This window comes from Bradyrhizobium sp. CB82, assembly GCF_029714405.1.
In the GTDB taxonomy this organism is placed as follows: Bacteria; Pseudomonadota; Alphaproteobacteria; order Rhizobiales; family Xanthobacteraceae; genus Bradyrhizobium.
Genome location: NZ_CP121650.1, coordinates 6,160,488 through 6,185,983, shown reverse-complemented (window position 1 = coordinate 6,185,983; position 25,496 = coordinate 6,160,488). Strand labels below are relative to the sequence as shown.

Sequence of the window (25,496 nt, the reverse complement as noted above, 5' to 3'; positions counted from 1 at the left end):
GGCGCAATTGATCACAGGCAAGACCCGCTGCCAATTGCGCGGCGGCATGGCAGCGCGCGTCACGCCGGTTCTGGCGCCGTGTTGACGGCGTGGCAGGCGACGCCGTCGATCAGTTGCGGCGTCTCCTTTCGGCAAAGATCGAAGGCGAGGGGGCAGCGCGGATTGAATGCGCAGCCCGGCGGCGGGTCGATCGGGTTCGGGATCTCGCCTTTGACCGGAATCCGTTGGCGTCCGGACATCGCGAGATCCGGCACCGCGCCGAGCAGCATCTTGGTGTAGGGCATGCGCGGGCGCGCAAACAACTCACGGCCTTCGGCGATCTCGACGATGCGGCCGAGATACATCACGCCGACGCGGCTCGCCATGTGGCGGACGACCGCGAGGTTGTGGCTGATGAACATGTAGGTGAGGCCGAACTTGTCCTGGAGGTCGCGCATCAGATTGAGGATCTGCGCCTGCACGGACACGTCGAGCGCCGAGGTCGGCTCGTCGCAGACGATGAATTCGGCATCGGACGCCAGCGCGCGCGCGATCGCGATGCGCTGGCGCTGACCGCCGGAGAATTCGTGCGGGTACTTCAGCCGGTCGTCGGGATGCAGCCCCACCAGGCTCAACAATTCGCCGACGCGGGCCTGGATGTCGCGCTCGCCCTGGATCAGGTCGAAGGCGCGGATCGGCTCGGCGATGATGGCGTCGACCCGGAAGCGCGGATTGAGGGACGCATAGGGGTCCTGGAAGATCATCTGGATACGGCGGCGCAGGCGGCGGCGTGCCGGCGCCTGCTTCGGATCGGTCATCGACACGCCGTCGATCAGGACCTGGCCCGAGCTCGGCGGCAACAGGCCGACGATCATCCGTGCGACCGTGGTCTTGCCCGAGCCGGATTCTCCGACCAGCGCAAATGTCTCGCCCTTGTTGATGTCGAAGGTGACGCTGTCGACGGCCTTGAGATATTCGAGTTGGCCGCCCTCGAGCACCCGGTTCAGCCACGGCTTCGAGACGTCGAAGACGCGGCGCAGCTTTTTGGCCTGGACGAAGGGCGCACTCATGCTGCGCTCTCCGCGGGGACGGTGTCGTAGAGATGGCAGGCGACCGATTGCGCGCCTCGCACCAGCGGCTCGGGCCGCTCGACCCTGCAGCGGTCGAACGCAAAGGCGCAGCGCGGATTGAAGGAGCAGCCGCGCGGGATCGCCGACAGGCGCGGCATGGAGCCGGGGATCTGCACCAGACGCTTGTCCTCGCCGGCGAGTGTCGGGATCGCGCCCATCAGGCCCTTGGCGTAGGGGTGCAGCGGATTCTTCACGACGTCCTGCACCGGCCCGATCTCGGCGACGCGACCGGCATACATCACCGCGACGCGGTCGGAGGTCTCCGCGATCACGCCCATGTCGTGGGTCACCAGCATCACGGCGGTGCCATGGTCGCGACCGAGCCGCTTGATCAGCGAGATGATCTGCGCCTGTACGGAGACGTCGAGCGCGGTGGTCGGCTCGTCCGCGATGATCAGCTCGGGCTCGGCGCAGATCGCGAGCGCAATCACCACGCGCTGGCGCATGCCGCCGGAGAACTCGTGGGGATAGCCGTCGATGCGCTTCTCCGGCGCGGGGATGCCGACCTCGGCGAGGAGATCGATGGCGCGGCTGCGCGCAGCCTGCTCGGACAGGTTGAGATGCGTGCGGATCGTCTCCACGATCTGGTCGCCGATCTTGTAAAGCGGGTTGAGCGAGGTCAGGGGATCCTGGAAGATCATGCCGATCCGCTTGCCTCGGACGCGGCGCATCTCCTCCGGCGGCAGGTGATCGATCCGCGTGCCGGCGAGATGGATCTCGCCGCCGGCAATGCGGCCGGGCGGATCGATCAGGCCGATCACGGCGAGCCCGGTGACAGACTTACCCGCGCCGGACTCGCCAACCACGCCCAGCACCTCGCCCTTGGCGATATCGAAGGAGACGCCGTCGATCGCGCGTAGCGTGCCGCGACGGGAGGCGAACTCCACCTGAAGGTTACGCACGGAGAGAACTGTGTCGGTCATGGACGAGGTGGACTCACCTGAGTTTTGGGTTCAGCGCGTCGCGCAGCCAGTCGCCGAGCAGGTTGATGGAGAGGATCAGCACCGCGAGCGCAAGGCCTGGGAAGGCGACGATCCACCATTCGCCGGCGAACAGATAGTTGTTGCCGATGCGGATCAGCGTGCCGAGCGAGGGCATGGTCTCGGGCATGCCGGAGCCGAGGAACGACAGCGTCGCCTCGGTGATGATCGCGAGTGCCAGGTTGATCGTGGCAATGACAAGGATCGGCCCCATCGTGTTCGGCAATACATGGCGCAGCATGATTACGGGCGCGGGCAGACCGATGAGCTGTGCGGCGGCGACATAGTCCTTGTTCTTCTCGACCATCACCGAGCCGCGCACCGTGCGGGCATATTGCACCCAGAAGCTCAGGCCGATGGCGAGCACCAGCACGCCGAGCATGCTCATCTCGTCGAGCTTGTTGCCGAGCAGCGATTTGGCGATGCCGTTGATCAGAAGCGCGATGAGGATCGCGGGGAAGGAGAGCTGGACGTCGGCGACGCGCATGATGAGGCCGTCGACGGCGCCGCCGAAATAGCCGGCCGTCAGGCCAAGCAGGATGCCGAGCGCGCCGGAGAATACGACGCCGAGGACGCCGACGAGGAGAGATATCCGCAAGCCGTAGAGGATCGCGGACAGTACGTCGCGGCCCTGCTCGTCGGTGCCGAGCAGGAATGGGCTCTGACCGTCGGCAGTCCAGAGTGGCGAAATGCGCGAATTCATCAATTGAAGCTGCGCCGGATCAAAGGGATTCTGCACGGCGAGCACGGAGGCGAAGATCGCCAGCAGGAAGAACAGCAGCGTGATCGCAGCCGCGATCATGGTGATCTTGGAGCGGCGGAAGGAATAGAACAGGTCGCTCTCGATGGCGCGCTTGAACCAGCCGGATTGGGCGGCGCTGCGCGCGAGGGACTCTTCAGCTTTGTGCTGGACGACGGCCTCGCTCATCTCAATGTGCCCGGCTGACCGTCGAGCGCAGACGCGGATCGACGATGGTGTAGAGGATATCAACCACGAGATTGATGGTGACGAAGATCAGGGACACCATCATCAAATAGGCTGCCATGATCGGGATATCGACATTCTGCACGGCCTGGACGAACAACAATCCCATTCCCGGCCATTGGAATACGGTCTCGGTGATGATTGCGAAAGCAATTACCGAGCCAAACTGCAGACCGGCCACCGTGATCACGGGAATCAACGTATTCCGCAGTGCGTGGCCGAAATGGATTGCGCGTGTGGTCAGCCCGCGGGCGCGGGCGAAGCGGATATAGTCGGTGCGCAGCACCTCCAGCATCTCGGCGCGCACCAGGCGCATGATCAGCGTCATCTGGAACAGGCCGAGCGTGATCGACGGCATGATCAGCGCCTTCAATCCGGAGAGTGTGAGCAGCCCGGTCGTCCACCAGCCGATATGCACGACGTCGCCGCGCCCGAACGAGGGCAGCCAGCCGAGCGTCACCGAGAACAGATAGATCAGCAGGATGCCGATCAGGAAGGTCGGCAGCGAGATCCCGATCAGCGAGATCGCCTGGAATGCGTGCGCGAGCAAGGTGTCGCGGCGGAGCGCCGAATAGACGCCCATCAGGATGCCGCCGACCATCGCGAAGATGGTTGCGCAGATCGCGAGTTCCAGCGTTGCGGGCATCCGTTCCATCAACAGCGCCGAGACCGGCTGGCGGAACTGGTAGGAGATGCCGAATTTGAACTGCGCCGCATCGGCAACATAGTGGCCGAACTGCACGATGAAGGGATCGTCCAGACCAAGCGAGTGGCGGATCGCGGCGCGTTCAGCAACGGATGTATCCTGCGACACCATCTGGTTCACGGGGTCACCGGCGAAGCGGAACATCGCAAACGAAATGATGCCGACGGCGATCATGACGCCGATTGCCTGGATTGCCCGGCGAAGAGTGAAAGCGAGCATCGGTTCCTTTCAGGTCTCTTCAGAGGCGCGCATCATTGCGTAACCCTAAACGGCAAGTCCCGGAAGCCGAGGCTTCCGGGACTTCACAACGCATCAACACTTATTCTTCCTGTTTGTTGGCCCAGTAGAGCAGCACCTGGTTGTCCGCGCGCTGAACCAGTTTCACTTTCTTCGATACACCCCAAGCCAGCGCCTGCTGGTGGAGCGGGATGTAGGCGTAGTCCTTGATCGAGATCTCGTAAGCCTGCTTGATCAACTGGTTGCGCTTGGCGATGTCGGTCTCGACCAGGATCTTGTCCGTGAGTTCGTCAAGCTGCTTGTTGCAATAGCCGCCGAGATTGGATTCGCCGCGGTTCGGGTCCTTGGGATCATCGCGGCAACCCATGATGTCGTGCAGCACGTTGTGCGAATCCATCGTGCCCGGCGTCCAGCCCAGCATGTAGAACGAGGTCTTGTAGCCGCCTGGCTTGAGCACCTTGGCGAAATACTGCGCTTTGGGCTGCGCCAGCAGGTTCACCTTGACACCGATGCGGGCGAGCATACCGACCACGGCCTGGCAGATCGCCGCGTCATTGACGTAGCGGTCGTTCGGGCAATCCATCGTCACCTCGAAGCCATCAGGATAGCCGGCTTCAGTCAGCAGCTTCTTTGCGCCGTCCGGATCGGCTTTGGGCCGTGTGAACTCCTTCGACAGCGGAAAGAGCTCCGGTGCGATCATCAGGGCGGAGGGAGTGGAGAGCCCACGCATGACGCGATTCTTGATCAGCTCGACGTCGATCGCCTTGTAGAAGGCCTCGCGGACGCGGATGTCCTTGAATGGGTTCTTGCCCTTGACGTTCGAGAACAGGAGCTCGTCGCGGGACTGGTCCATGCCAATGAATATCGTGCGCAATTCCGGGCCGGAAAGCACCGCCGCATTGGGACTTGCATTGATACGCTGGATATCCTGGATCGGAACCGGCTCGATGACGTCGACCTCGCCCGATAGCAGCGCAGCGACCCGCGTTGCGTCCGAGGCGATCGGCGTGAACACGATTTCCTTGAGATTATGTTGCGGCTTCTGCCAGTAGTTCGGGTTGACCTTGAAGACGGTCTTCACGCCCGGCTGATGGCTTTCGATCATGAAGGGACCGGTGCCATTGGTGTGCAACGAGGCGTAGCTTGGGGTCGTGGCAGCTACCGGCGTCGGCGCTACCACGTTGTTCGCCTCCGCCCACTTTTTGTCCATGATGTACCAAGTATCCCAACCCGAGAGCAGGATGGGATTGGGAGACTTCAGAACGAAATCGACGGTATAGTCGTCGACCTTCACGACCTTGACGTCCGCAGGGACGCGGGTCAAAAGGTTCGAGCCGGGTGCTCGGACGCGGTCAGCCGAGAAAACCACGTCATCGGCGGTGAAGGGATCGCCATTGTGGAATTTGACGCCCTTGCGCAGGTGGAATCGCCAGCGGGTGGGCTCCGGCGTTTCCCAGCTTTCGGCGAGCGCCGGGATGATCTTCAGGTCCTTGTCGAGCTCGATCAGCCCCTCATAGACGTGGCCGAGATGCGCGTGGGTGGTGCTCTCATTGAGCGTATAGGGGTCGAGCGACTTGAGCTCGCCCTGGTTGGCGTAGCGCAGCGTCTGGCTCGAGGCGGGCGACACCGCCAACGCCAGCGCGGAGGCGAGCGTCATCGCTAAAAGACCCTGACGTACCGACATTCTTGACCCTCTCCACTGTGCCCGCACCGTGATTTTTGCTTGTTCGGCCGGCTGATGAAACCATGTTGCCCAGAGTTTTTGCACCGTGCAAGCGCATTCCAGCAAGGAACGCGCCAACTTGCGCCGCTGTGCAGCAATGCTGACCGATAGTCCGACAGATCGCCCGACGGCGACATTCGACTTTTGATTGACCATATTGACCGAATGCCGGAGGGGATGCGCGGCGCCTCGCATCTGGTCGCTTGCGTCGCACCACAACTCGCGGTGATACTGTGGCAAGTTGCTCCAATCCGATCAGGAGGAGACATGAAAGTTAACGTCGAAATTGACTGCACTCCCCTCGAAGCCCGCCAGTTCTTCGGATTGCCGGATGTGGGACCGATGCAGACTGCCGTCATGGACAAGTTGCAGCAGCAAGTGCTGAGCAACATCGAAAAGGTCTCACCGGAATCCCTGATCCAGAGCTGGTTCACCTTCGATCCCAAGCTCGCAGAGCGGTTTCAGGACATGTTCGTCACCATGGCCGGCCTCGGTGGGACGCGCAGCAGCGACAAGAAGAAATAATGCCGCCCGAGCAGAGCGGAGCACAGGCCTCGAGCCGGCTTCGTCCGCCGGGCCTCGGACTGCTGCTCGCGGAAGCGCGCGGCCTGTTCGAGTTCAACGCCAGCCTGTTCCTGTCGCCGCTTCTGATGCGGGCCCCCAAGGGCGACGGTCATCCGGTACTGGCGCTGCCCGGCTTTCTCGCCAGCGACCTGTCGATGGCGCCGATGCGCCGCTATCTGCACGAACTCGGCTATGACGCCCAGGCCTGGCGAATGGGCCGCAATCTCGGCGGGCTGGCGCGCGTTCGGGACGCGTTGCGTGTCCGTCTGGCGGAAATTCATGCGGCGACCGGGCGCAAGGTGAGCCTCGTCGGATGGAGCCTCGGCGGCGTCTATGCCCGCGACCTGGCTCTACAGGCGCCCGACATGGTCCGCTATGTCGTCACGCTCGGCAGCCCCTTTGCCAACGACGTGCGGGCGACCAATGCGACGCGGCTCTATGAGACGCTGTCGGGCGAGCGGGTCGAGGACTTTGCCGAGCTGCGCGAGGCCATCGCCGGCGACCTGCCGGTCCCTTCCACCTCGATCTTTTCGCGCAGCGACGGCATCGTGCACTGGCGCACCTGTCAGTGCCGCCCTTGCGAGCGCGCCGAGAACATTGAGGTTTATTTCGCGAGCCATATCGGGCTCGGGGTCAACCCCGCAGCGCTCTGGGCCGTGGCCGATCGGCTGGCGCAGCCGGAAGGGGAGTTCTGGCCATTCGACCGGGCGGGCCCGTTTGCCATTGCATATGCTCCGCCGCACCCTACAGTAGCGGCCTGACAAGAAGCGCCGGTAAGGCGCCTGTCTGAAATGAGTGGAGGGAACTATGGGTGACGGTAAGAAGCTGTCGTCGCTGGACGCGTCGTTTCTCTATCTGGAAACGCCGGAAATGCCGATGCATGTCGGCAGCATGGCGATCTTTCGCCTGCCTGACGACTACAAGGGCGACTTCTTCGAAGACTTCAAGGCGATGATCGCCTCGCGGCTGCACATCGCGCCGATCCTGAAGGCGCGCCTGGAAAAGGCGCCGCTCGACATCGACCATCCCTCCTGGGTCGAGGACGACCAGTTCGACATCGACCGTCACATCTTCCGCGCCAGCCTGCCGGCGCCACGCGACCGTGCGACGCTGGAGCGCATCGTCGGCTGGATGCATGCCAAGCTGTTGAACCGCGCCCGTCCGCTCTGGGAGTTCTATGTGTTCGAGGGCATGAAGGACAACGAGGTCGGCCTCTACTCCAAGATGCACCATGCCGCGATCGACGGCGGCGCCGGCGCCGCGCTGACCAACATGATCTACGACATCTCGCCGATCCCGCGGAAAGTCGATCCGCCGGTGGGCGGCGCGAGGCCCGGCCAGGAGCCGCGCGACATCGCCGCCAATCTGCTCGATTCCTACCAGCAGCTCTTCACCCAGCCGCTCGAAGCGTCACAGGCCGCCAAGAATCTGCAACTTCCACGCACGGGCAAGAGCGATATCGGCTCGATCCTGTTCGACAATGCGATGTACCAGATCGAAAGCGCGGTGCGCTTTGCCGGCAACATCCCGACCGTGCTCAAGAGCGTGTCCGACGTGCTCGGCAAGATCTCCGATCCCAACTCGCGCGAGAGCCTTGCCAGCATGGTCTCGCCGCCGACCATGCTCAACAAGTCGATCTCCTCCGAGCGCAGCTTTGCCGGCGTCTCGATCCCGCTGTCGCGCGCCAAAGCGCTCGCCAAGCAGGCCGGCGGCAAGCTCAATGACGTCGTGCTCGCGCTCGCCTCCGGTGTGGTGCGGCGTTATCTCCTGCAATACGGCACGCTGCCCGCGAAATCGCTGACCGCGGCGGTGCCGATCTCGCTCCGCGAAGAGGGCAACACCGAGGCCAACAACCAGGTGTTCGGCATGATCTGCTCGATCGCCACCAATGTCGACGATCCCAAGGGACGGCTGGAGGCGATCATTGCGCAGTCGACCAAGGCCAAGGAGATGTCGCATCCGCTGCGCGCGCTGATGCCGCAGGTCTCCAACATCTCGATGCTGGGCGCGCCGATGATGGTGCAGATTCTGGCGCTGCTCTACAGCCGCTCCAACCTGTCGGACGTGCTGCCGCCGGCCGCCAACATCACCGTCTCCAACGTGCCGGGGCCGCGGCAGACGCTCTATGCCGCAGGCGCCGAGCTTCTGCACATCTACCCGGTGTCGATCTCGACCCACGGGCAGGCGCTCAACATCACCGTGCAGAGCTATCGCGACCAGCTCGATTTCGGCTTCATCGTCGGCGCCAACATCATCCCACACGTGCAGGTGATGTGCGACATGCTGCCGGAGGAGTTCGCCGCGCTGGAAGCGGCCTATGCGCCGCCTGCGGCCGACGTCAAAGGCGCTGCCGAGTAGGAATTTTGCAATGATTGAAATGCCGCCGCTCAAGTTCGTGCAGACGAACGGAATTCGGATGGGCTATTACGAGGCGGGCCCGAACAGCGACAAGCCACCGATGGTGCTGTGCCACGGCTGGCCGGAGCTCGCCTTCTCCTGGCGTCACCAGATCAAGGCACTGAGTGAGGCCGGCATCCGCGTGATCGCGCCCGATCAGCGCGGCTATGGCGCAACCGATCGGCCCGAACCGGTCGAGGCTTACGACATGGAACATCTGACCGGCGATCTCGTCGGTCTGCTCGACCATCTCGGGATCGACAAGGCGATCTTCGTTGGCCACGATTGGGGCGGCTTCGTCGTCTGGCAGATGCCGCTCCGCCACCCTTCGCGCGTCGCCGGCGTCGTCGGCGTGAACACGCCGCATTGGGACCGCGCGCCGGAGGACCCGATCGAGCTGTTTCGCAAGCGGTTCGGCGATCAGATGTACATCGTGCAGTTCCAGGACCCGGCGCACGAGCCGGATCGGATTTTTGGCAGCCGCGTCGAAGAGACCTTCGACGCCTTCATGCGCAAGCCGGTCGCGCGCCCGCCGGGTGCGCCGGAGGAACAGCCGATTGCCGGCATTGGAGCCTCCCCCCGCATCAACCTCGCGTTCCCGCAGATGATCGCGAACTACGACGCCAGGCATGACCCGCGGACGCCCATCCTGTCAGCGGAGGAGAAGAAGGTGTTCGTCGACACCTTTGCGAAAACCGGTTTCACCGGCGGCATCAACTGGTACCGCAACTTCACCCGCAACTGGCAGAACTCCAAGGGGCTGGACCATCACGTGCGCGTGCCGTCGCTGATGATCATGGCCGAGAACGACGCGGTGCTGCCGCCCTCGGCCGCCGATGGCATGGAGAAGCTGGTGCCGGATCTCGAGAAACATCTGGTGAGGGACAGCGGCCATTGGACGCAGCAGGAAAAGCCGGAAGAGGTCAGCGCCAAGCTGATCGAATGGCGTAGAAGGCGGTTCGGCTAAGCCGTCATTGCGAGCGAAGCGAAGCAAAGCAATCCAGGAATATATCCGCCATGGCAGTCTGGATTGCTTCGTCGCTTCGCTCCTCGCAATGACTGTATTTGTTGAGCCGGGCAGGGGAAACCTACATAAATGTCATCCAAGAACCGTCTGGAGCCAATCCCGCATCCGCCGACCAGGCCCGTGGTCGGCAACATGCTGTCGCTGGATTCGGCCGCACCCGTGCAGCACCTGACGCGTCTCGCCAAGGAGCTCGGCCCGATCTTCTGGCTCGACATGATGGGTTCGCCGATCGTCATCGTCTCCGGCCATGAACTCGTCGACGAGCTTTCCGACGAGAAGCGCTTCGACAAGGTGGTGCGTGGTGCGCTGCGCCGGGTGCGCGCCGTCGGCGGCGACGGCCTCTTCACGGCCGATACCAACGAGCCGAACTGGAGCAAGGCCCACAACATCCTGCTCCAACCCTTCGGCAACCGCGCCATGCAGTCCTATCATCCGAGCATGGTCGATATCGCCGAGCAGCTGGTCAAGAAATGGGAGCGGCTCAACGCCGATGACGAAATCGACGTGGTCCACGACATGACCGCGCTGACGCTGGATACGATCGGTCTCTGCGGCTTCGACTACCGCTTCAATTCCTTCTACCGGCGCGACTACCATCCCTTCGTCGAGTCGCTGGTGCGCTCGCTCGAAACCATCATGATGACCCGCGGCCTGCCGTTCGAGCGGCTCTGGATGCAGAAGCGGCGGAAGACGCTTCATGAGGACGTCGCCTTCATGAACAAGATGGTCGACGAGATCATCGCCGAGCGGCGCAAAGCCGCGGAAGGCTCAGACGGCAAGAAGGACATGCTCGCAGCCATGATGACCGGCGTCGACCGCACGACCGGCGAGCAGCTCGACGACGTCAACATCCGCTACCAGATCAATACGTTCCTGATCGCGGGGCACGAAACCACCAGCGGTCTGTTGTCCTACACGATCTTTGCGCTGCTCAAGCACCCGGATATCCTCAAGAAGGCCTATGACGAGGTCGACCGCGTCTTCGGTCCTGACGTCAACGCCAAGCCGACCTATCAACAGGTGACGCAGCTCACCTACATCACGCAGGTTTTGAAGGAGGCGCTGCGGCTTTGGCCGCCGGCGCCCGCCTATGGCATCTCGCCGCTGAAGGACGAGACGATCGGCGGCGGCAAGTACAAGCTGAAGAAGGGCACCTTCACCACGATCCTGGTGACGGCGCTGCATCGCGATCCCAGCGTCTGGGGACCCAACCCCGATGCCTTCGATCCAGAGAACTTCAGCCGCGAGGCGGAGGCCAAGCGCCCCGTCAATGCCTGGAAGCCGTTCGGCAACGGCCAGCGCGCCTGCATCGGCCGCGGCTTTGCCATGCACGAGGCTGCGCTTGCGCTCGGCATGATCCTCCAGCGCTTCAGGCTGATCGACCATCAGCGCTACCAGATGCAGCTGAAGGAAACGCTGACCATCAAGCCGGAAGGATTCAAGATCAAGGTCCGTCCGCGCGCCGATCGCGAACGCGGCGCCTATTCCGGCCCTGCCGCGGCGACTGCGAGCGCGGGAGCGGCCGCACCGCGCGCCACCACGCGCCCCGGGCACAACACGCCGCTGCTGGTGCTCTATGGCTCCAATCTCGGCACGGCCGAGGAACTGGCAGCGCGCGTTGCCGATCTCGCGCAGGTCAATGGCTTCGCCAGCAAGCTTGCGCCGCTGGACGACCATGCCGGCAAGCTGCCGGACAAGGGCGGCGTGCTGATCTTCTGCGCCTCCTACAACGGTGCGCCGCCGGACAATGCCACGGAGTTCGTCAAATGGCTGCATGGCGACATGCCGAAGGACGCGCTCTCGAAAGTGCGCTACGCTGTGTTCGGTTGCGGCAACAGCGACTGGGCCGCCACCTATCAATCCGTGCCGCGCTTCATCGACGAGCAGCTGGCTGCCCATGGTGCGCGCAGCCTCTATGCGCGCGGCGAGGGCGATGCGCGGAGCGATCTCGACGGCCAGTTCGAAAAATGGTTCGTCGCTGCCGCGCCCGCGGCCGTGAAGGAGTGGGGGCTGACGGCAAATTTCAGCCGCAACGCCGATGACGAGCCGCTGTACAAGGTCGAGCCCGTCGCGCCCGGTGCAGTCAACGCGATCGCTGCGCTCGGAGGCACGGCGGCGATGAAGGTGCTGGTCAATGACGAACTCCAGAGCAAGGGCGGTCCCAATCCGTCCGAGCGCTCGACGCGCCATATCGAGGTGCAGTTGCCGCAAGGCATGAGCTACCGCGTCGGCGACCATCTCAGCGTGGTGCCGCGCAACGATCCTGCGCTGGTCGATGCAGTTGCGCGCCGCTTCGGTTTCCTGCCGGCCGACCAGATCAAACTCGCCGTGGCTGAAGGCCGCCGCGCGCAATTGCCCGTCGGCGAGGGTCTGTCGGTCGGTCAGCTCCTCACCGATTTCGTCGAGCTCCAGCAGGTCGCGACGCGCAAGCAGATCCAGATCATGTCGGAGAACACGCGCTGTCCGGTGACCAAACCGAAGCTGCTCGCCTTCGTCTGCGACGACGCGGAGGCCGGCGAGCGCTACCGCGCCGAGATCCTGGCCAAGCGCAAATCGGTATTCGATCTCTTGATCGAATATCCGGCCTGCGAGCTGCCGTTCCATGTCTATCTCGAAATGCTCTCGCTGCTTGCGCCGCGCTACTACTCTATCTCGTCCTCGCCCTCGGTCGATCCTACGCGCTGCAGCGTTACCGTCGGCGTGGTCGGCGGCCCGGCCGCTTCAAGTCGCGGCATCTACAAGGGCGTCTGTTCGAACTATCTCAGCGATCGCCGCGCCGGCGACACGATCTACGCCACGGTGCGCGAAACCAAGGCCGGATTCCGCCTGCCGGACGATTCGTCGGTGCCGATCATCATGATCGGCCCGGGTACGGGTCTTGCGCCGTTCCGCGGCTTCCTCCAGGAGCGCGCCGCGCGCAAGGCCAAGGGCGCCGGCCTTGAGCGGGCTATGCTGTTCTTCGGCTGCCGCCATCCGGACCAGGACTATCTCTATCGGGACGAATTGCAGGCGTTGGAGGCGAGCGGCATCACCGAGCTCTTCACCGCGTTCTCGCGCGCGGACGGTCCGAAGACCTACGTACAGCACCTTCTCGCCGCGCAGAAAGATAAGGTCTGGGCCCTGATCGAGCAGGGCGCGATCATCTATGTCTGCGGCGATGGCGGCAAGATGGAGCCCGACGTGAAGGCGGCGCTGGTGGCGATCTATCGCGAGAAGAGCGGCAGCGATGCCGCTGGCGGCGCGCGCTGGATCGAGGAGCTCGGCGCGAAGAACCGCTACGTGCTCGACGTCTGGGCGGGCGGGTAACCCGAGCCGCGCTTCGAAACAAATCGTGCTAAAGCTTTCGCATGATTCCCTGGGAAAAGATCGATACCGCACGGATCCCCGGCTCCGATGGCGAGCTTCGCCTGATGCGCCGCGGCAAAGAGTTCTCCATCATGCTCGGCACCAACGAGCTGATGAACAGCCGCCTGTCGGGCTCGGAGGCCGCACTCGCGACGCTTGCGGCCAAACAGATCGAGAAGGTCGCCAAGCCCGTCGTCCTCATCGGCGGATTGGGCATGGGCTTTACGTTACGTGCGGCGCTCGCCGTGCTCGGAAGCAAGGCGCAGATCTTGGTGTCGGAGCTCGTGCCTACGGTGGTCGCCTGGGCGCGAGGCCCGATGGCTCAAGTCTTTGGCGAGAGCCTCGATGATCCTCGTGTGAGTATCCGGGAGACAGATGTCTCCGAAATCATTCGAGCGCACCAATCGGCCTTTGATGCCATTCTCCTTGACGTCGATAACGGTCCGGAAGGGCTGACCCGCAAGAGCAATGACGCGCTCTACAATGCAACCGGGTTGAAACTGGCGCGGATGGCGTTACGGCCGGGAGGCGCGCTCGCCGTTTGGTCCTCGGGGAACAATCCGGCTTTCACCAAGCGCCTTCGGGCCGCAGGCTTCGACGTCAACGAAGTCAACGTCCGCGCGACCGGAAAGGGCGGTGGTGCGCGCCACGTGATCTGGATCGCGAGGAAGAGCTAGAGCATGATCCGGAAAAGTGTGAAGCGGTTTTCCCTCGCGACAAACGCGGAACGCGTTCACGCGGAGATCATGCTCAAACAATAACCTAGACTAAAGCGCGATGATGATTCATCTTAATCTCATCGCGCTTTAGGCTGCCTTCGCTGCCGCCCCGTGCGCGTGCTTGTCGACGGCGTCGATGATTTGCGGCCAGAAGCGCATCGGGAGCGCGTGGCCCATGCCGTCGATCATCAGAAGTCTTGCGTTGGGGATCGACGCCGCGGTGTCCTTGCCGCCCTCGGGGCGCACCAGCGGATCCACGGTGCCGTGGATGACCAGCGTCGGCGTCTTCACGCTGTGCAAGCGCTCCTTGCGGCTGCCGGAGGCGAGCACGGCGCGCAGCTGTCGCCCGACGCCTGCCGGATTGAGCCCGCGCGCGAAAACACGTTCGGCGCGGCCGGGATCGAGCGCCTCTTCCTCCGGAAAATGCCCGGCGCGCAGCACCTTCCAGGTCTGGCCGTAGCGAACGATGAATTCCTCCTTGCTGCGCGGCGGCGGCGCCATCAGCATGGCAGCCGCCTCGCGGGTCGGCGGCGGCACGCGCGGATTGCCCGTCGTCGACATGATCGAGGTGAGCGAGCGCACGCGGTGCGGAAACGACAGCGTGATTTCCTGCGCGATCATGCCGCCCATCGATGCGCCGACGAGATGCGCCGACTTGATTCCGAGCGCGTCCATCAGGCCGACCGTATCCCTGGCCATGTCGATCAGCTTGTATGTGGCGGCCACCGGAATCTTCAGGAAGCGCAGCTTCAAGAGCTCGAACGGCGTCAGCCGCTTGCCGCCGGTCAGATGGCTGGACTTGCCGATGTCGCGATTGTCGAAGCGGATCACGCGAAAGCCGCGGGCGGCGAGCTGTTCGCAGAACGCGTCGTCCCAGTGGATCATCTGGGCGCCCAGTCCCATGATTAGCAGCAAGGGCTCGGCATTGTCGTTGCCGAAAATCTCGTAGCAGATGTCGATGCCGTTGGCGCGGACGGTCTGCGGCGGCTGATGGGCGGAGGCATTCACGGGCGTGTTCCCTTGCTGACGACCAACATTGTATTGCACGGTTTGCCGTCGCAAAGAAGCCGCGTGCACGACACCAGGCCGCTGCTCGTGGGTTGACCCGCCCGTCACAACGGTGTGGTATGGCCGGAAAAGAAGGGCAACGCAGCCCTCGAATTGGAGGATGCCGATGACCGACAAGATCAACGATCCGGTCGCCTTGTGGCAGAAGATGATTGGCGAGATGGAGAAAGGCTTCAACTCGTTCGCCACCAAAGCGATGGAGACACCCGAATTCTCGCAGGCCATGAATCGGGCCGGCGGCGTTGCTGCGGGTGCTCAGAAACAGTTCGGCGACCTCATGGAGAAGTATCTTCTCTCGATGAATCTGCCGAGCCGGGAGCAGATGACCGGCATTGCCGAACGGTTGCAATCCATCGAAGGCCAGCTCGGCGAGATCAAGTCCATGCTCAGCCAGATGTCGGCCGCTTCCAGCGGATCGCAGATTGGGGCAGCGCCGCGACCGCCGCGGACCAAACGTCCCCCTTCCGAAGGCGGAGAGCCGAAATGAATGCGCCGACGGGACTTGATTTCGCATCGATCCCGGAGCGCATTCAGTCCGAGGTGCAGCGCGCCATCATGCGAAGCATCAAGGGCGTCGAATATTTTTCGACCTCAGGGCCCACGCTCGGGTCGACGCCGAAGGACGTGCTGCATTCGCGCGGCACGATGAGCCTCTATCACTACCGCCCGATGTCGGACGAGATCTACCGTGTGCCGGTGCTGATCGTGATGGCCACCACCAACCGCGGCTACATCCTCGATCTCGTGCCGGGCCAGAGCTTCATCGAGTTTCTCCTCAAGCGCGGCTACGACGTCTACATGCTCGACTGGACCGCGCCGCGGCCGGAGGAGAAGAGCCTTCGCATGGAGGACTATGTCCTCGATTTCGTTCCGGATTGCGTCCGCCGCGTGCAACAGGATTCCGGCGAGCAGGACGTTTCCGTGATCGGCTATTGCTTTGGCGGCGTGCTGTCGCTGCTCTACGGCTCGATCTTCGGGGATGGGCCGATGAAAAATCTGATCTGCTTCACCACGCCGATCGATTTTCGCGAGATGAAGCTGTTCTCGAATTTCTCAGATCGCCGCTATTTCGACGTCGACCGTCTCGTCGACAGCGTCGGCAACGTGCCGCCGGAGATGATCCTCTCCTCCTTCGAGATGCTGCGCCCGGCCTCGCGCACGGTGAGCCAGATCCAGCTCTGGGAGAACATCTGGAACGACGAGTTCGTGAAATCCTACCGGATGTTCGACCGCTGGGCGACCGATACGCTGCCGCTCGCCGGCGAATATTTCCGCGCCATCACCAAGGACCTGATGTGGGACAACAAGCTCTTCAACGACACCATGTCGGTGGGGGGACGCGCGGCAAAGCTCGAAAACATCAAGGTGCCGATCCTGCATGCGGTCGCCGAACACGATCACATCGTGCCCTATGACGCCGCAAAGCATCTGATCACGAAGATCGGGTCCGAGGACAAGGAAGAGGTGATGTTGAAGGGCGGCCACGTCTCTCTCGTCGCCGGTGCCAACGCGATCAAGCGGCTATGGCCGAAACTGGATTCCTGGCTGGGGAAGAGATCGACATGAGTGAAGCGCGTTCCTATCCGCGTCACGTCACTACCGATGCAGGGGACATCGAGATCCGCCTGATGTCCCCGGCGGACGAGGCTGCCGTGCTCGCCTTCGGCAAGGCGCTGCCGACGCATGACCTGTTATTCCTGCCACGCAACATCAGCGAGCCGAAGGTGCTCTCGGCCTGGGTCAAGGAGATCGAACGCGGCGCGATCGCGAGCCTGCTTGCGGTGAAGGACGGTAAGGTCGTCGGCTGCGGAACGCTGGTGCGCGACCCGCATTCCTGGTCGCCCCATGTCGGCGAGATCCGCATGGTGGTGTCACTGGACGTACGCGGCAAGGGGGTGGGGCGGGCGCTGTCACAGGAGACCTTTGCATTCGCGCTCGGTGCCGGCCTCGAAAAACTCTCGGTTCAGATGACGGTCGACCAGCGGGCAGCGATCGCCCTGTTCGAGAGCCTCGGCTTCAAGGCTGAGGCTCTCTTGCGCGACCATGTCCGGGATGTCGACGGCAAGACCCACGACATTGTGGTGCTCGGGCACAACATCGCGCAGACCCAGGCCCAGATGGAGGCCTACGGGCTACCAGGTGCCGTCCAACAGTAGAATGCGCCGTCCAGCCGTAAAAGGGCACCGTTCAACACGGAATCAGCACGAGGCAGCGCTGTTCAACCTTGGTCTGGCGATGGCCGGGGAGGTATCTGGTGCCTCCCACGGCGTTCACGATTTCGTGATATCGCATCGCAATATGGATATTGCACCGCACAATTAACAGTGCCATATAAGTCGTGCCCCGGGCCAATCCGGACGGGGTGAGCCCATAGCTCAGACAATTGAGGATGGAGAGACCCCCATGACGACCGAAATCAATACCGCTTTCGAGGGCTTCAAGGACGCGTTCAAGAACATCCAGAACCTGGAAGTTCCCGAGGCTGCACGCGAATTCGTCAAGAAGACCGCCAACACCGCCAAGGACCGCGCTGCCGAAGTGTTCGCTGGCTCCGAGCGGGTGACCGCCGCCATCGAGAACGCGGTGACCGATTCCGTCTCCGAGGCCGGCAAGATCAGCCGCAACATCCAGCAGGCGATCTACGAGGATGCCGAGGCGTTCTTCTCGGGCATCGACAAGCTCGCATCGGCCAAGTCGATCAGCGAAGCCGTCGAGATCCAGTCCGGCCTGCTCCGTGCCCGCAGCGAAGTGTTCGTCTCGCGCGCCAAGGCGACCACCGACTACCTCGGCAAGCTCGCCGCCAACGGCGCGAAGTCCGCTCAGGACAATTTCGCGAAGGTCTACAAGACCGCCTGATCGTTGCGTTGAGTTGAGAAACTGGAGTTGTTAAGGCCCGCTTCGGCGGGCCTTGTTCTTGTCTGAAGCCCGTATACCGCTGACCCCTCATGGTGAGGAGGCGCGCAGCGCCGTCTCGAACCATGAAGGCCGAGCTGTCGCAGCGGGGCCTTCATCCTTCGAGACGCCGCTGACGCGGCTCCTCAGAGGCTGTGAATCTTTTTGACTGCTCGCAAGCGGTATAGCCGAAAGCTGGTGCTGTGTGATTCTCTTGCGGTGATGGATTCGCAGGAGGGATGATGGCCGCTGATGAATTGTTTGGGGATCTGCCGGAGCAGGCAAAGCCGCAAGCCGGTGCGGCGCCGCTCGCAGCGCCGCGACTTCGTGAGCCCCAACGCGATCAAATCGAGTTGCGAGCAGTGGATATCGAGAGCCTGATCGGGGAAGACCATCCGGTGCGCCTGATCTGGTCCTATGTCGAGGAACTCGACCTGAGTGAGCTGGAGAACCGGATCAAAGCGCGGGGCGATCGGCCCGGTCACCCCGCGACATCGCCGCGGCTTTTGCTGGCGCTGTGGCTCTATGCCACCAGCGAGGGCGTCGGCAGCGCGCGCGCGTTGGAGCGGCTTTGCGAGAGCCATGACGCCTATCGTTGGCTGTGTGGCGGGGTGTCGGTGAACCATCACACGCTGGCGGACTTCCGGGTCGGTTGCGCCGACCTGCTCGACCGGCTGCTTTGCGAGCATTTGGCGGTGCTGGCGAAGGTCGGCCTCGTCAATCTGGAAACGCTGGCGCAGGACGGTGTTCGGGTCCGGGCCAGCGCCGGGGCCGCTTCGTTCCGGCGGGAGGCGACGCTCGATCGGCACCTGGCCTTGGCTGAGGCGGTGGTGGAAGACCTCAAACGCGAGGTTGACGCTCGTTCGGATGCTAGCAATCAGCGCATGAAGGCCGCCAAGGAGCGCGCCGCGCGTGAGCGCAGAGCGCGCGTCAAAGCGGCGCAGACGGCGCTCGCCGAAATCAAGCAGCAGCGCAAGGAGCGCGAAGAAAAGCGCGGCAACGGCAAGAAGCCGAAAGAGCCGCGGGCCTCCACGACGGACGCCGACGCACGGGTCATGAAGATGGCCGACGGCGGCTTCCGCCCCGCCTACAACGTGCAGGTGACGAGTGCCGCCGGCCAGCCGATCGTCGTTGACATCAAGGTCTGCAACACCGGGTCCGACCGCGGCCTGATGCGGCCCATGCTGGAGCGGCAGCGCGCGCGTCCTGGCGGGTTGCCCAAGGACCATCTCGTCGATGGCGGCTTTGGCAGTGCCGAGGACATCGAGTGGGCGCACGCCGAGGGCATCGATATCTTTTGCCCGCCCACTCAATCCAAGCACGGCACCGATCCCCATCTACCGCGACGCGGCGACGGCCCGGGGGTGTTGGCCTGGCGTGCGCGCATGGCGAGCGAAGAGGGCAAGGCCCGATACAAGCCCCGCATACATGCCCGCTGGCGCAACTGGGACCTGCGCCAATTGACCGTGCGCGGCTTCGAAAAGGTCCGCGCCGTCGTGCTCTGGTACGCCCTCGCCAACAACATCCTGCAAGGCAACCGCCTCGCTAGCGCATAGAGGAGCGTTCATCGACATCCCCCAACCTCGCCACAGCCGCCCAGCCCACGCGTTGCCACGACGAGGAACTGCCACATCCTTCGATGACCACGCAAAACGAGAAAGATTGGCAAGCTCTCAGGATGAGGTACGAATGCCGCCATGACCGCGCAGAGCACCTTCTCCTTCGACAGCCCCGGCGACGCCGAACGCGCCGCCGAGCTGCGCCGCGTGAAGGCACTGGCGACGCTTGTGCTTGCCTCGACGCTTCTGCTGTTCGTGGTCGCCAAATGGCTGCTCAACGTCCATCCCGTGTTCGGCTTCATCGCGGCCTTCGCGGAAGCCGCGACCATCGGCGGCCTTGCCGATTGGTACGCCGTGGTCGCGCTGTTCAAGCGGCCTCTGGGCTTGCCGATTCCGCACACCGCGATCATAAAAAGCAATCAGGCCCGCATCGCCGATAAGCTCGGCGAATTCATCCAGGTGCATTTCCTCGAGGCCGGTCCCGTCGAGGCCAAGCTGAAGGAAATCGACTTCGGCTCCTTCATCGCCGACTGGCTGCGGGAGCGCAAGCGCAGCGACGATCTCGCGCGCTTTGCCTTGCGTCTCCTGCCGGAGGCTTTCTCCGCCACGGAAAGCTCGGGCCTGATGACCTTCATCATCCGCCGCATGTCTTCGCAACTGCAAGCCATCGATCTCGCGCCGCTCGCGGCCGGCACGCTGCGCGGCTTCGTGGCGGAGGGGCGGCACCAAGCGCTGTTCGACGATCTCCTGCGCGTCATGCACGACACGCTGACGGGGAAGGAGACCATGGCGATGATCCGCGAGAGGGTGCGCGCGGAGCTGCCAACCTTGCTTCGGCTCTATCGCGCCGACAAATTCCTGGTGAACAAGATCGTGGCGTCCGCGAGCGCCTTCTTCGAGGAGGTGCGCAGCGATCCCAAGCATCCGTTCCGCGGCGAGTTCGATCGCATGGTGCTGACCTTCGTCGACCGGCTGGGCACCGACCAGACCTATATCGATCGCATCGACAGCCTGAAACGCGATCTGCTCGCGCGTCCCGAGCTAGCCGATCTCGCGCGCACCGTGTGGGCCAATACGCGCGCCTTCATCGAGCGCAGCGCCTCCGGCGAGACGCAGGTGCTCCAGCATCATCTCGCGGGCATGTTCGTCGCGGCCGGCGAGGCGCTCGCGGGCGACGCGGAGCTGCGCGGCGAGATCAACAAGGGCCTGGTCATGGTGCTGCGCAGCTTCATCGCCGACCAGAAGAGCGGCGTCTCGACCTTCATCTCCGACCAGGTCAAGTCGTGGAATATGACGCAGTTGATTTCGCTGATCGAAATCAACATCGGCCGCGACCTGCAATACATCCGCTTCAACGGCTCGCTGATTGGCGGGCTCGCGGGCCTTGCACTCTACTCCGTTGAATTCCTGCTTCGATTGCTGTGACTTTTGCGTCACGGCGGTTAGCATTAACGCGCGGGCCTATTGTCGCCCCCGTTTTCACCGGCTTGAATGTCCGGAACCGGACACCTAGCTGATTCATGTTGCGCTGCGGAACGACCAAGAAGCCGGCGTCTTGGAATTCACGCCATTACCGGCATCGCGGCCGGTGCCTTCAGAGGAAACATTGATGACCGCTAACGCCCAGACGCTGCGCCCGCCGTCCCGCACCCTGATGTTTCTGGAGGGGCGGGCGATCCACGAGCTCGGCGCCTTTCTCGGCGCGCTGCCGCTCCTCAGCCTCGCGCCGCGCGGCGACGGCCATCCGGTGCTGGTGCTGCCCGGCCTCGTCGCAACCGACGTTTCCACGCGGCCGCTGCGCTCGTTCCTCACGGGCAAGGGCTATGCCGTCAGTGGCTGGCGCCAGGGCCGCAACTATGGCCTGCGGCCGGGTGTGCAGCATGCGATGGTCGATCTCGTCCAGGAGCTCAGCGATACCCATGGTCGCAAGATCAGCCTGGTCGGCTGGAGCCTTGGCGGTCTCTATGCGCGCCAGCTCGCCAAGATGATGCCGGAGCGCGTGCGTCAGGTGATCACGCTCGGCAGCCCCTTTGCCGGCGATCCGCGCTCGACCAATGCCTGGCGCGTCTATGAATGGGCGAGCGGCCGCAAGGCCGACGAGGTCGATCCGCGCTTCGGCGGCGTGCTCGCAGATCCACCGCCGGTGCCGACCACCGCCATCTTCAGTCGTACCGACGGCGTCTGCGCCTGGCAGGGCTGCATGGAGAAGAGGACTGCGCAGACCGAGAGCATCGAGGTCGAGAGCAGCCATTGCGGCATGGGCCACCATCCGGCGGCGGTTTACGCGGTGGCCGACAGGCTCGCGCAGAAGGAAGGCCAGTGGCAGCCATTCGACCGCAGCGGCTGGCGCAGCCTGGCGTATCCCGATCCGCATCGCTAAGCGGGTCTGCATGGTTCGAGACGCGCGGCTTTGCCGCGCTCCTCACCATGAGGGTTGAGACCTGAATCCCCGCGAAAGCCGTTCGACCTCATCCTGAGGAGGCGCGAAGCGCCGTCTCGAAGATCGAGCCCAGCTTTGGCATTAGCGCAAATCGCGCTATGCCTGACGCATGGCGCATCCGCTTTCCCGCATCATCGACCAGCTCAAGCGCGAGCCGTCGCGCACCGGCTCCATCGTCATCACCGTGTTCGGCGATGCCATCGTGCCGCGCGGCGGCTCGGTGTGGCTTGGCACGTTGCTCGAATTCCTCGAAGGTCTCGACATCGACAGCGGCGTCGTTCGCACTGCGATGTCGCGGCTTGCCGCCGACGGCTGGCTCACGCGCGAAAAGGTCGGACGCAACAGCTTCTATCGCCTTGCCGAAAAAGGTCGCCAGACCTTCGAGGCCGCGACGCGCCACATCTATGATCCGCCGCCATCGGACTGGACCGGCCGGTTCGAGCTGCTGCTGATCGGCAATGGCGAGGACCGCGACGCCTCGCGTGAGGCGCTGCGCAATGCCGGCTTCGGCAGTCCGCTGCCGGGCGTCTGGGTTGCGCCATCGGGCGTGCCGGTGCCTGACGAGGCTGCAGGCGCGATCCGCCTCGAGGTCTCAGCCGAGGATGACAGCGGCCGCCGCCTGCTCAGTGCGAGCTGGCCGCTCGATCGTACGGCCGATGCCTATCTCAAATTCATGAAGATGTTCGAGCCGCTGCGCGCTGCGATTGCGCGCGGCACGGTTCTCTCCGACGCCGACGCCTTCACCGCGCGCATCCTCTTGATCCACTACTATCGCCGCGTGGTGCTGCGCGATCCGCTGCTGCCGGGCGAATTGCTGCCGGCGGACTGGCCGGGCAGGGCCGCCCGCGGGCTCTGCGGCGAGCTCTATCGCGCGTTGCTCGCCTCGTCCGAACAATGGCTCGATGACCACGGAACCAACGAAAAAGGGCCACTGCCCGCGGCGCGAAAGCTCCTCGCCCAGAGGTTCGGTACCTGAGTTATGTTACAGAAATATCTTGCATGAACTAATTTGTGTTATATATTGCCTCCCAATTAATCGGGAGGATGCGCATGTATACCCAGGCGCTGAACACGGCCGAGGCGGACGACCGCGGCCTCGAGGATGCCGCCAAGGCCGCACAATTCCAGGCGCGCATCGATGCCGAGGAACGCATCGAGCCGAACGACTGGATGCCGGCGGCCTACCGCAAGACGCTCACCCGCCAGATCTCCCAGCACGCCCATTCCGAAATTGTCGGCATGCTGCCCGAAGGGAACTGGATCACCCGCGCGCCGACGCTGCGCCGCAAGGCGGCGCTGCTCGCGAAGGTGCAGGACGAATGCGGCCACGGGCTCTATCTCTATGCGGCCGCCGAGACGCTCGGCTCATCGCGTGAGGAGCTGGTCGATGCGATGCTTGCCGGCAAAGCCAAATACTCCTCGATCTTCAACTATCCGACGCTGACCTGGGCCGACATCGGCACCATCGGCTGGCTGGTCGACGGTGCCGCGATCATGAACCAGATCCCGCTGTGCCGCTGCTCCTATGGTCCTTACGCGCGCGCGATGATCCGCGTCTGCAAGGAGGAATCCTTCCATCAGCGCCAGGGCTACGAGATCATGCTGACGCTGTGCCGCGGCTCGGACGAGCAGAAGGCGATGGCGCAGGACGCGTTGAACCGCTGGTGGTGGCCGGTGCTGATGATGTTCGGCCCGCCGGACGCCGCGAGCCAGCACAGCGACACCTCGACGAAATGGAAGATCAAGCGCTTCTCCAATGACGAGCTGCGCCAGAAATTCGTCGATGCCACCGTGCCGCAGGCGCAGTATCTCGGCCTGACCATTCCCGATCCCGGCATGACGCAGGATGCCGACGGCCACTGGCGCTACAGCGAGATCGACTGGACCGAGTTCAAGCAGGTGCTCGCCGGCAACGGCCCCTGCAACCGCGACCGCATCGCCGCGCGCCGCAAGGCGCATGACGAGGGTGCATGGGTGCGCGAGGCAGCGGCCGCTTATGCAGCGAAGCGCCGGCACCGCCAGACCGCGCAAGCTGCCGAATAGGGAGGTCACGATGATCACGCCGAACACGCCGCTGTGGGAAGTCTTCATTCGCAGCCGCAACGGGCTTGCGCACAAGCACGTCGGCTCGCTGCATGCGAGCGATGCCACCATGGCGCTGCAGGCCGCGCGCGACATCTACACCCGTCGCGGCGAAGGCCTGTCGATCTGGGTCGTGCCCTCGACCGCGATCACCGCGAGCGATCCCGCCGAGAAGGGCATGATGTTCGAGCCGGCGGAATCAAAAATCTACCGTCATCCGACGTTTTATGAGGTGCCGGAAGAAGTAGGGCACATGTAGCGCTCTCTACCTCACGGTGACGAGCCGCGAAGCGGCGTCTCGAACCATGAAGGCCCGTGAACTCTTGGCCCATCCTTCGAGACGGCGCTTCGCGCCTAGGATGAGGTCCGAACAAGTGGATTACGAAAGATGCCCGTCGCCAACATCCAGGTTTCCGAGACGCCGCTGGTGCTCTACACCCTGCGCCGCGCCGATGATGCGCTGATCCTCGGGCATCGGCTGTCGGAATGGTGCGGCCACGCGCCGATGCTGGAAGAGGACATGGCGCTTTCCAACATCGCGCTCGACCTCATCGGCCAGGCCCGCGAGCTCTACTCCTATGCGGCCAAAGTTGAAGGCACGGGCAATGATGAGGACAAGTTCGCTTACCTGCGCGACGTGCGCCAGTATCACAACCTGCTGCTGGTCGAGCAGCCGAACGGCGATTTCGCCCAGACCCTGGTGCGGCAGGTCTTTTATTCCGCCTTCGCCGATCTCTACTGGCGGGCGACGATGACTTCGCGCGATGCGACGCTCGCCGCCATTGCCGCCAAGTCCGAGAAGGAGAGCGCCTATCATCTCCGCCATGCCTCGGAATGGATCATCCGGCTTGGCGACGGCACGCACGAGAGCCATGCGCGTGCGCAGGCCGCGATCGATCATCTCTGGGCGTTCACCGGCGAGATGTTTGCCGTCGACGACGGCGAGCGCGGATTGATCGATGCCGGCATCGCGATCGATCCGGCGACGTTGCACGATCGCTGGCTGAAGACGCTCTCCAACGTCGTGAGCGAGGCGACGCTCACGCTGCCGCAAAATAATTGGATGCAGCAGGGCGGCCGCACGGGCCGGCACAGCGAGCATCTCGGCCATCTCCTCAGCGAGCTGCAATCGATGCAGCGCACTTTCCCGGGGCTGACATGGTGACGGTCCTCGATAGCGACACCGAGCTTCGCCAGCGCGCATGGGACGCCGCGGCAAGCGTGGTCGATCCGGAGATTCCGGTGCTGACCATCGCCGATCTCGGCGTGCTGCGTGACGTTACGCTTCTAGGCGATCACGTCGAGGTCGCGATCACCCCGACCTATTCGGGCTGCCCCGCGATGAACATGATCGCGCTCGAGATCGAGCTGGCGCTGCAACGCGCCGGATTCCATCGTCCAAAGGTGCGCACCGTGTTGTCGCCGGCCTGGACCACGGACTGGATGAGCGAGGAGGGCCGCCGCAAGCTGCGTGACTACGGCATCGCGCCGCCGCAAGCTGCGAGCTCGCGCCGCGCGCTGTTCGGCGAGCAGGCGGTGGCATGCCCGCAATGCGGCTCGGACAATACCGAGCTGTTGTCCGAATTCGGCTCGACCTCCTGCAAGGCGCTCTGGCGCTGCAAGTCCTGCCGCGAACCGTTCGACTACTTCAAGTGCCATTGAT

24 protein-coding genes are annotated in these 25,496 nt (G+C 63.8%); 18 read left to right on the top strand and 6 right to left on the bottom strand.

Going from position 1 to position 25,496, the window contains the following annotated elements:
• Positions 1–59: 59 nt before the first annotated feature.
• The 5 genes from QA640_RS30090 to QA640_RS30070 form a co-directional block, all read right to left on the bottom strand.
• Positions 60–1,049 (bottom strand): oligopeptide/dipeptide ABC transporter ATP-binding protein, encoded by a 990-nt coding sequence (locus QA640_RS30090; RefSeq protein WP_283036489.1) that lies wholly within the window; start codon positions 1,047–1,049, stop codon positions 60–62.
• The gene (locus tag QA640_RS30085; protein WP_283036488.1) at positions 1,046–2,032 is read right to left on the bottom strand and encodes an ABC transporter ATP-binding protein; all 987 of its coding nucleotides are present in this window, start codon (positions 2,030–2,032) and stop codon (positions 1,046–1,048) included. The genes QA640_RS30090 and QA640_RS30085 overlap by 4 nt, the downstream gene beginning before the upstream one ends.
• A 13-nt stretch (positions 2,033–2,045) precedes the next feature.
• Entirely contained in the window at positions 2,046–3,017 is a 972-nt protein-coding gene (locus QA640_RS30080; RefSeq protein ID WP_283036487.1) for an ABC transporter permease, read from the bottom strand.
• A gap of 1 nt (position 3,018) precedes the next feature.
• The gene (locus QA640_RS30075) at positions 3,019–3,999 is read right to left on the bottom strand and encodes an ABC transporter permease (protein WP_283036486.1); all 981 of its coding nucleotides are present in this window, start codon (positions 3,997–3,999) and stop codon (positions 3,019–3,021) included.
• A gap of 100 nt (positions 4,000–4,099) precedes the next feature.
• Positions 4,100–5,701 (bottom strand): ABC transporter substrate-binding protein, encoded by a 1,602-nt coding sequence (locus QA640_RS30070; protein ID WP_283036485.1) that lies wholly within the window; start codon positions 5,699–5,701, stop codon positions 4,100–4,102.
• A 306-nt stretch (positions 5,702–6,007) separates the two neighbouring features.
• On the opposite strand from QA640_RS30070, the gene QA640_RS30065 reads away from it, so the two are divergent.
• From QA640_RS30065 to QA640_RS30040, 6 genes are all read left to right on the top strand, one after another.
• The gene (locus QA640_RS30065) at positions 6,008–6,265 is read left to right on the top strand and encodes a DUF6489 family protein (RefSeq protein ID WP_283036484.1); all 258 of its coding nucleotides are present in this window, start codon (positions 6,008–6,010) and stop codon (positions 6,263–6,265) included.
• The gene (locus QA640_RS30060) at positions 6,265–7,065 is read left to right on the top strand and encodes an alpha/beta hydrolase (RefSeq protein ID WP_283036483.1); all 801 of its coding nucleotides are present in this window, start codon (positions 6,265–6,267) and stop codon (positions 7,063–7,065) included. The genes QA640_RS30065 and QA640_RS30060 overlap by 1 nt, the downstream gene beginning before the upstream one ends.
• A 46-nt stretch (positions 7,066–7,111) precedes the next feature.
• Positions 7,112–8,662, top strand: a complete 1,551-nt coding sequence (locus tag QA640_RS30055; RefSeq protein ID WP_283036482.1) for a wax ester/triacylglycerol synthase family O-acyltransferase — start codon at positions 7,112–7,114, stop codon at positions 8,660–8,662.
• Between the two features lie 10 nt (positions 8,663–8,672).
• Positions 8,673–9,668 (top strand): alpha/beta hydrolase, encoded by a 996-nt coding sequence (locus QA640_RS30050; protein ID WP_283036481.1) that lies wholly within the window; start codon positions 8,673–8,675, stop codon positions 9,666–9,668.
• Between the two features lie 129 nt (positions 9,669–9,797).
• Positions 9,798–13,034 carry a cytochrome P450 gene (locus tag QA640_RS30045; protein WP_283036480.1) on the top strand — a complete coding sequence of 1,079 codons (3,237 nt, stop codon included), beginning with the start codon at positions 9,798–9,800 and terminating at the stop codon, positions 13,032–13,034.
• A 41-nt stretch (positions 13,035–13,075) separates the two neighbouring features.
• Positions 13,076–13,750, top strand: a complete 675-nt coding sequence (locus QA640_RS30040; protein WP_283036479.1) for a spermidine synthase — start codon at positions 13,076–13,078, stop codon at positions 13,748–13,750.
• A gap of 129 nt (positions 13,751–13,879) precedes the next feature.
• Here QA640_RS30040 and QA640_RS30035 read toward each other — a convergent pair whose 3' ends face one another.
• The gene (locus QA640_RS30035; RefSeq protein WP_283036478.1) at positions 13,880–14,800 is read right to left on the bottom strand and encodes an alpha/beta hydrolase; all 921 of its coding nucleotides are present in this window, start codon (positions 14,798–14,800) and stop codon (positions 13,880–13,882) included.
• A 166-nt stretch (positions 14,801–14,966) separates the two neighbouring features.
• On the opposite strand from QA640_RS30035, the gene QA640_RS30030 reads away from it, so the two are divergent.
• The 12 genes from QA640_RS30030 (at position 14,967) to paaD (ending at position 25,495) form a co-directional block, all read left to right on the top strand.
• A complete protein-coding gene (locus QA640_RS30030) occupies positions 14,967–15,347 on the top strand; it encodes a hypothetical protein (RefSeq protein ID WP_283036477.1) in 381 nt (126 codons plus the stop codon).
• The gene (locus QA640_RS30025) at positions 15,344–16,426 is read left to right on the top strand and encodes an alpha/beta fold hydrolase (protein ID WP_283036476.1); all 1,083 of its coding nucleotides are present in this window, start codon (positions 15,344–15,346) and stop codon (positions 16,424–16,426) included. The genes QA640_RS30030 and QA640_RS30025 overlap by 4 nt, the downstream gene beginning before the upstream one ends.
• Positions 16,423–17,016 carry a GNAT family N-acetyltransferase gene (locus QA640_RS30020; RefSeq protein ID WP_283036475.1) on the top strand — a complete coding sequence of 198 codons (594 nt, stop codon included), beginning with the start codon at positions 16,423–16,425 and terminating at the stop codon, positions 17,014–17,016. The genes QA640_RS30025 and QA640_RS30020 overlap by 4 nt, the downstream gene beginning before the upstream one ends.
• A gap of 247 nt (positions 17,017–17,263) precedes the next feature.
• Positions 17,264–17,716 carry a phasin gene (locus QA640_RS30015; protein ID WP_283036474.1) on the top strand — a complete coding sequence of 151 codons (453 nt, stop codon included), beginning with the start codon at positions 17,264–17,266 and terminating at the stop codon, positions 17,714–17,716.
• Between the two features lie 275 nt (positions 17,717–17,991).
• Positions 17,992–19,308 carry an IS1182 family transposase gene (locus QA640_RS30010; RefSeq protein WP_283036451.1) on the top strand — a complete coding sequence of 439 codons (1,317 nt, stop codon included), beginning with the start codon at positions 17,992–17,994 and terminating at the stop codon, positions 19,306–19,308.
• 141 nt (positions 19,309–19,449) lie between these two features.
• Positions 19,450–20,736 (top strand): DUF445 domain-containing protein, encoded by a 1,287-nt coding sequence (locus tag QA640_RS30005; protein ID WP_283036473.1) that lies wholly within the window; start codon positions 19,450–19,452, stop codon positions 20,734–20,736.
• 184 nt (positions 20,737–20,920) lie between these two features.
• Complete coding sequence (locus tag QA640_RS30000) at positions 20,921–21,691, top strand: alpha/beta hydrolase (RefSeq protein ID WP_283036472.1); 771 nt, start codon at positions 20,921–20,923, stop codon at positions 21,689–21,691.
• A 169-nt stretch (positions 21,692–21,860) separates the two neighbouring features.
• Entirely contained in the window at positions 21,861–22,727 is an 867-nt protein-coding gene (paaX, locus tag QA640_RS29995; protein ID WP_283036471.1) for a phenylacetic acid degradation operon negative regulatory protein PaaX, read from the top strand.
• Positions 22,728–22,801: 74 nt separating this feature from the next.
• Positions 22,802–23,794: a 1,2-phenylacetyl-CoA epoxidase subunit PaaA gene (paaA, locus tag QA640_RS29990; protein WP_283036470.1), complete on the top strand. Its 993-nt coding sequence runs from the start codon at positions 22,802–22,804 to the stop codon at positions 23,792–23,794.
• 10 nt (positions 23,795–23,804) lie between these two features.
• Positions 23,805–24,092, top strand: a complete 288-nt coding sequence (gene paaB, locus QA640_RS29985; RefSeq protein WP_283036469.1) for a 1,2-phenylacetyl-CoA epoxidase subunit PaaB — start codon at positions 23,805–23,807, stop codon at positions 24,090–24,092.
• Positions 24,093–24,221: 129 nt separating this feature from the next.
• Positions 24,222–24,998, top strand: a complete 777-nt coding sequence (gene paaC, locus QA640_RS29980) for a 1,2-phenylacetyl-CoA epoxidase subunit PaaC (RefSeq protein ID WP_283036468.1) — start codon at positions 24,222–24,224, stop codon at positions 24,996–24,998.
• Positions 24,992–25,495, top strand: a complete 504-nt coding sequence (gene paaD, locus QA640_RS29975) for a 1,2-phenylacetyl-CoA epoxidase subunit PaaD (protein WP_283036467.1) — start codon at positions 24,992–24,994, stop codon at positions 25,493–25,495. Before paaC ends, paaD begins: the two co-directional genes overlap by 7 nt.
• The last annotated feature ends 1 nt before the right edge of the window (position 25,496 follow it).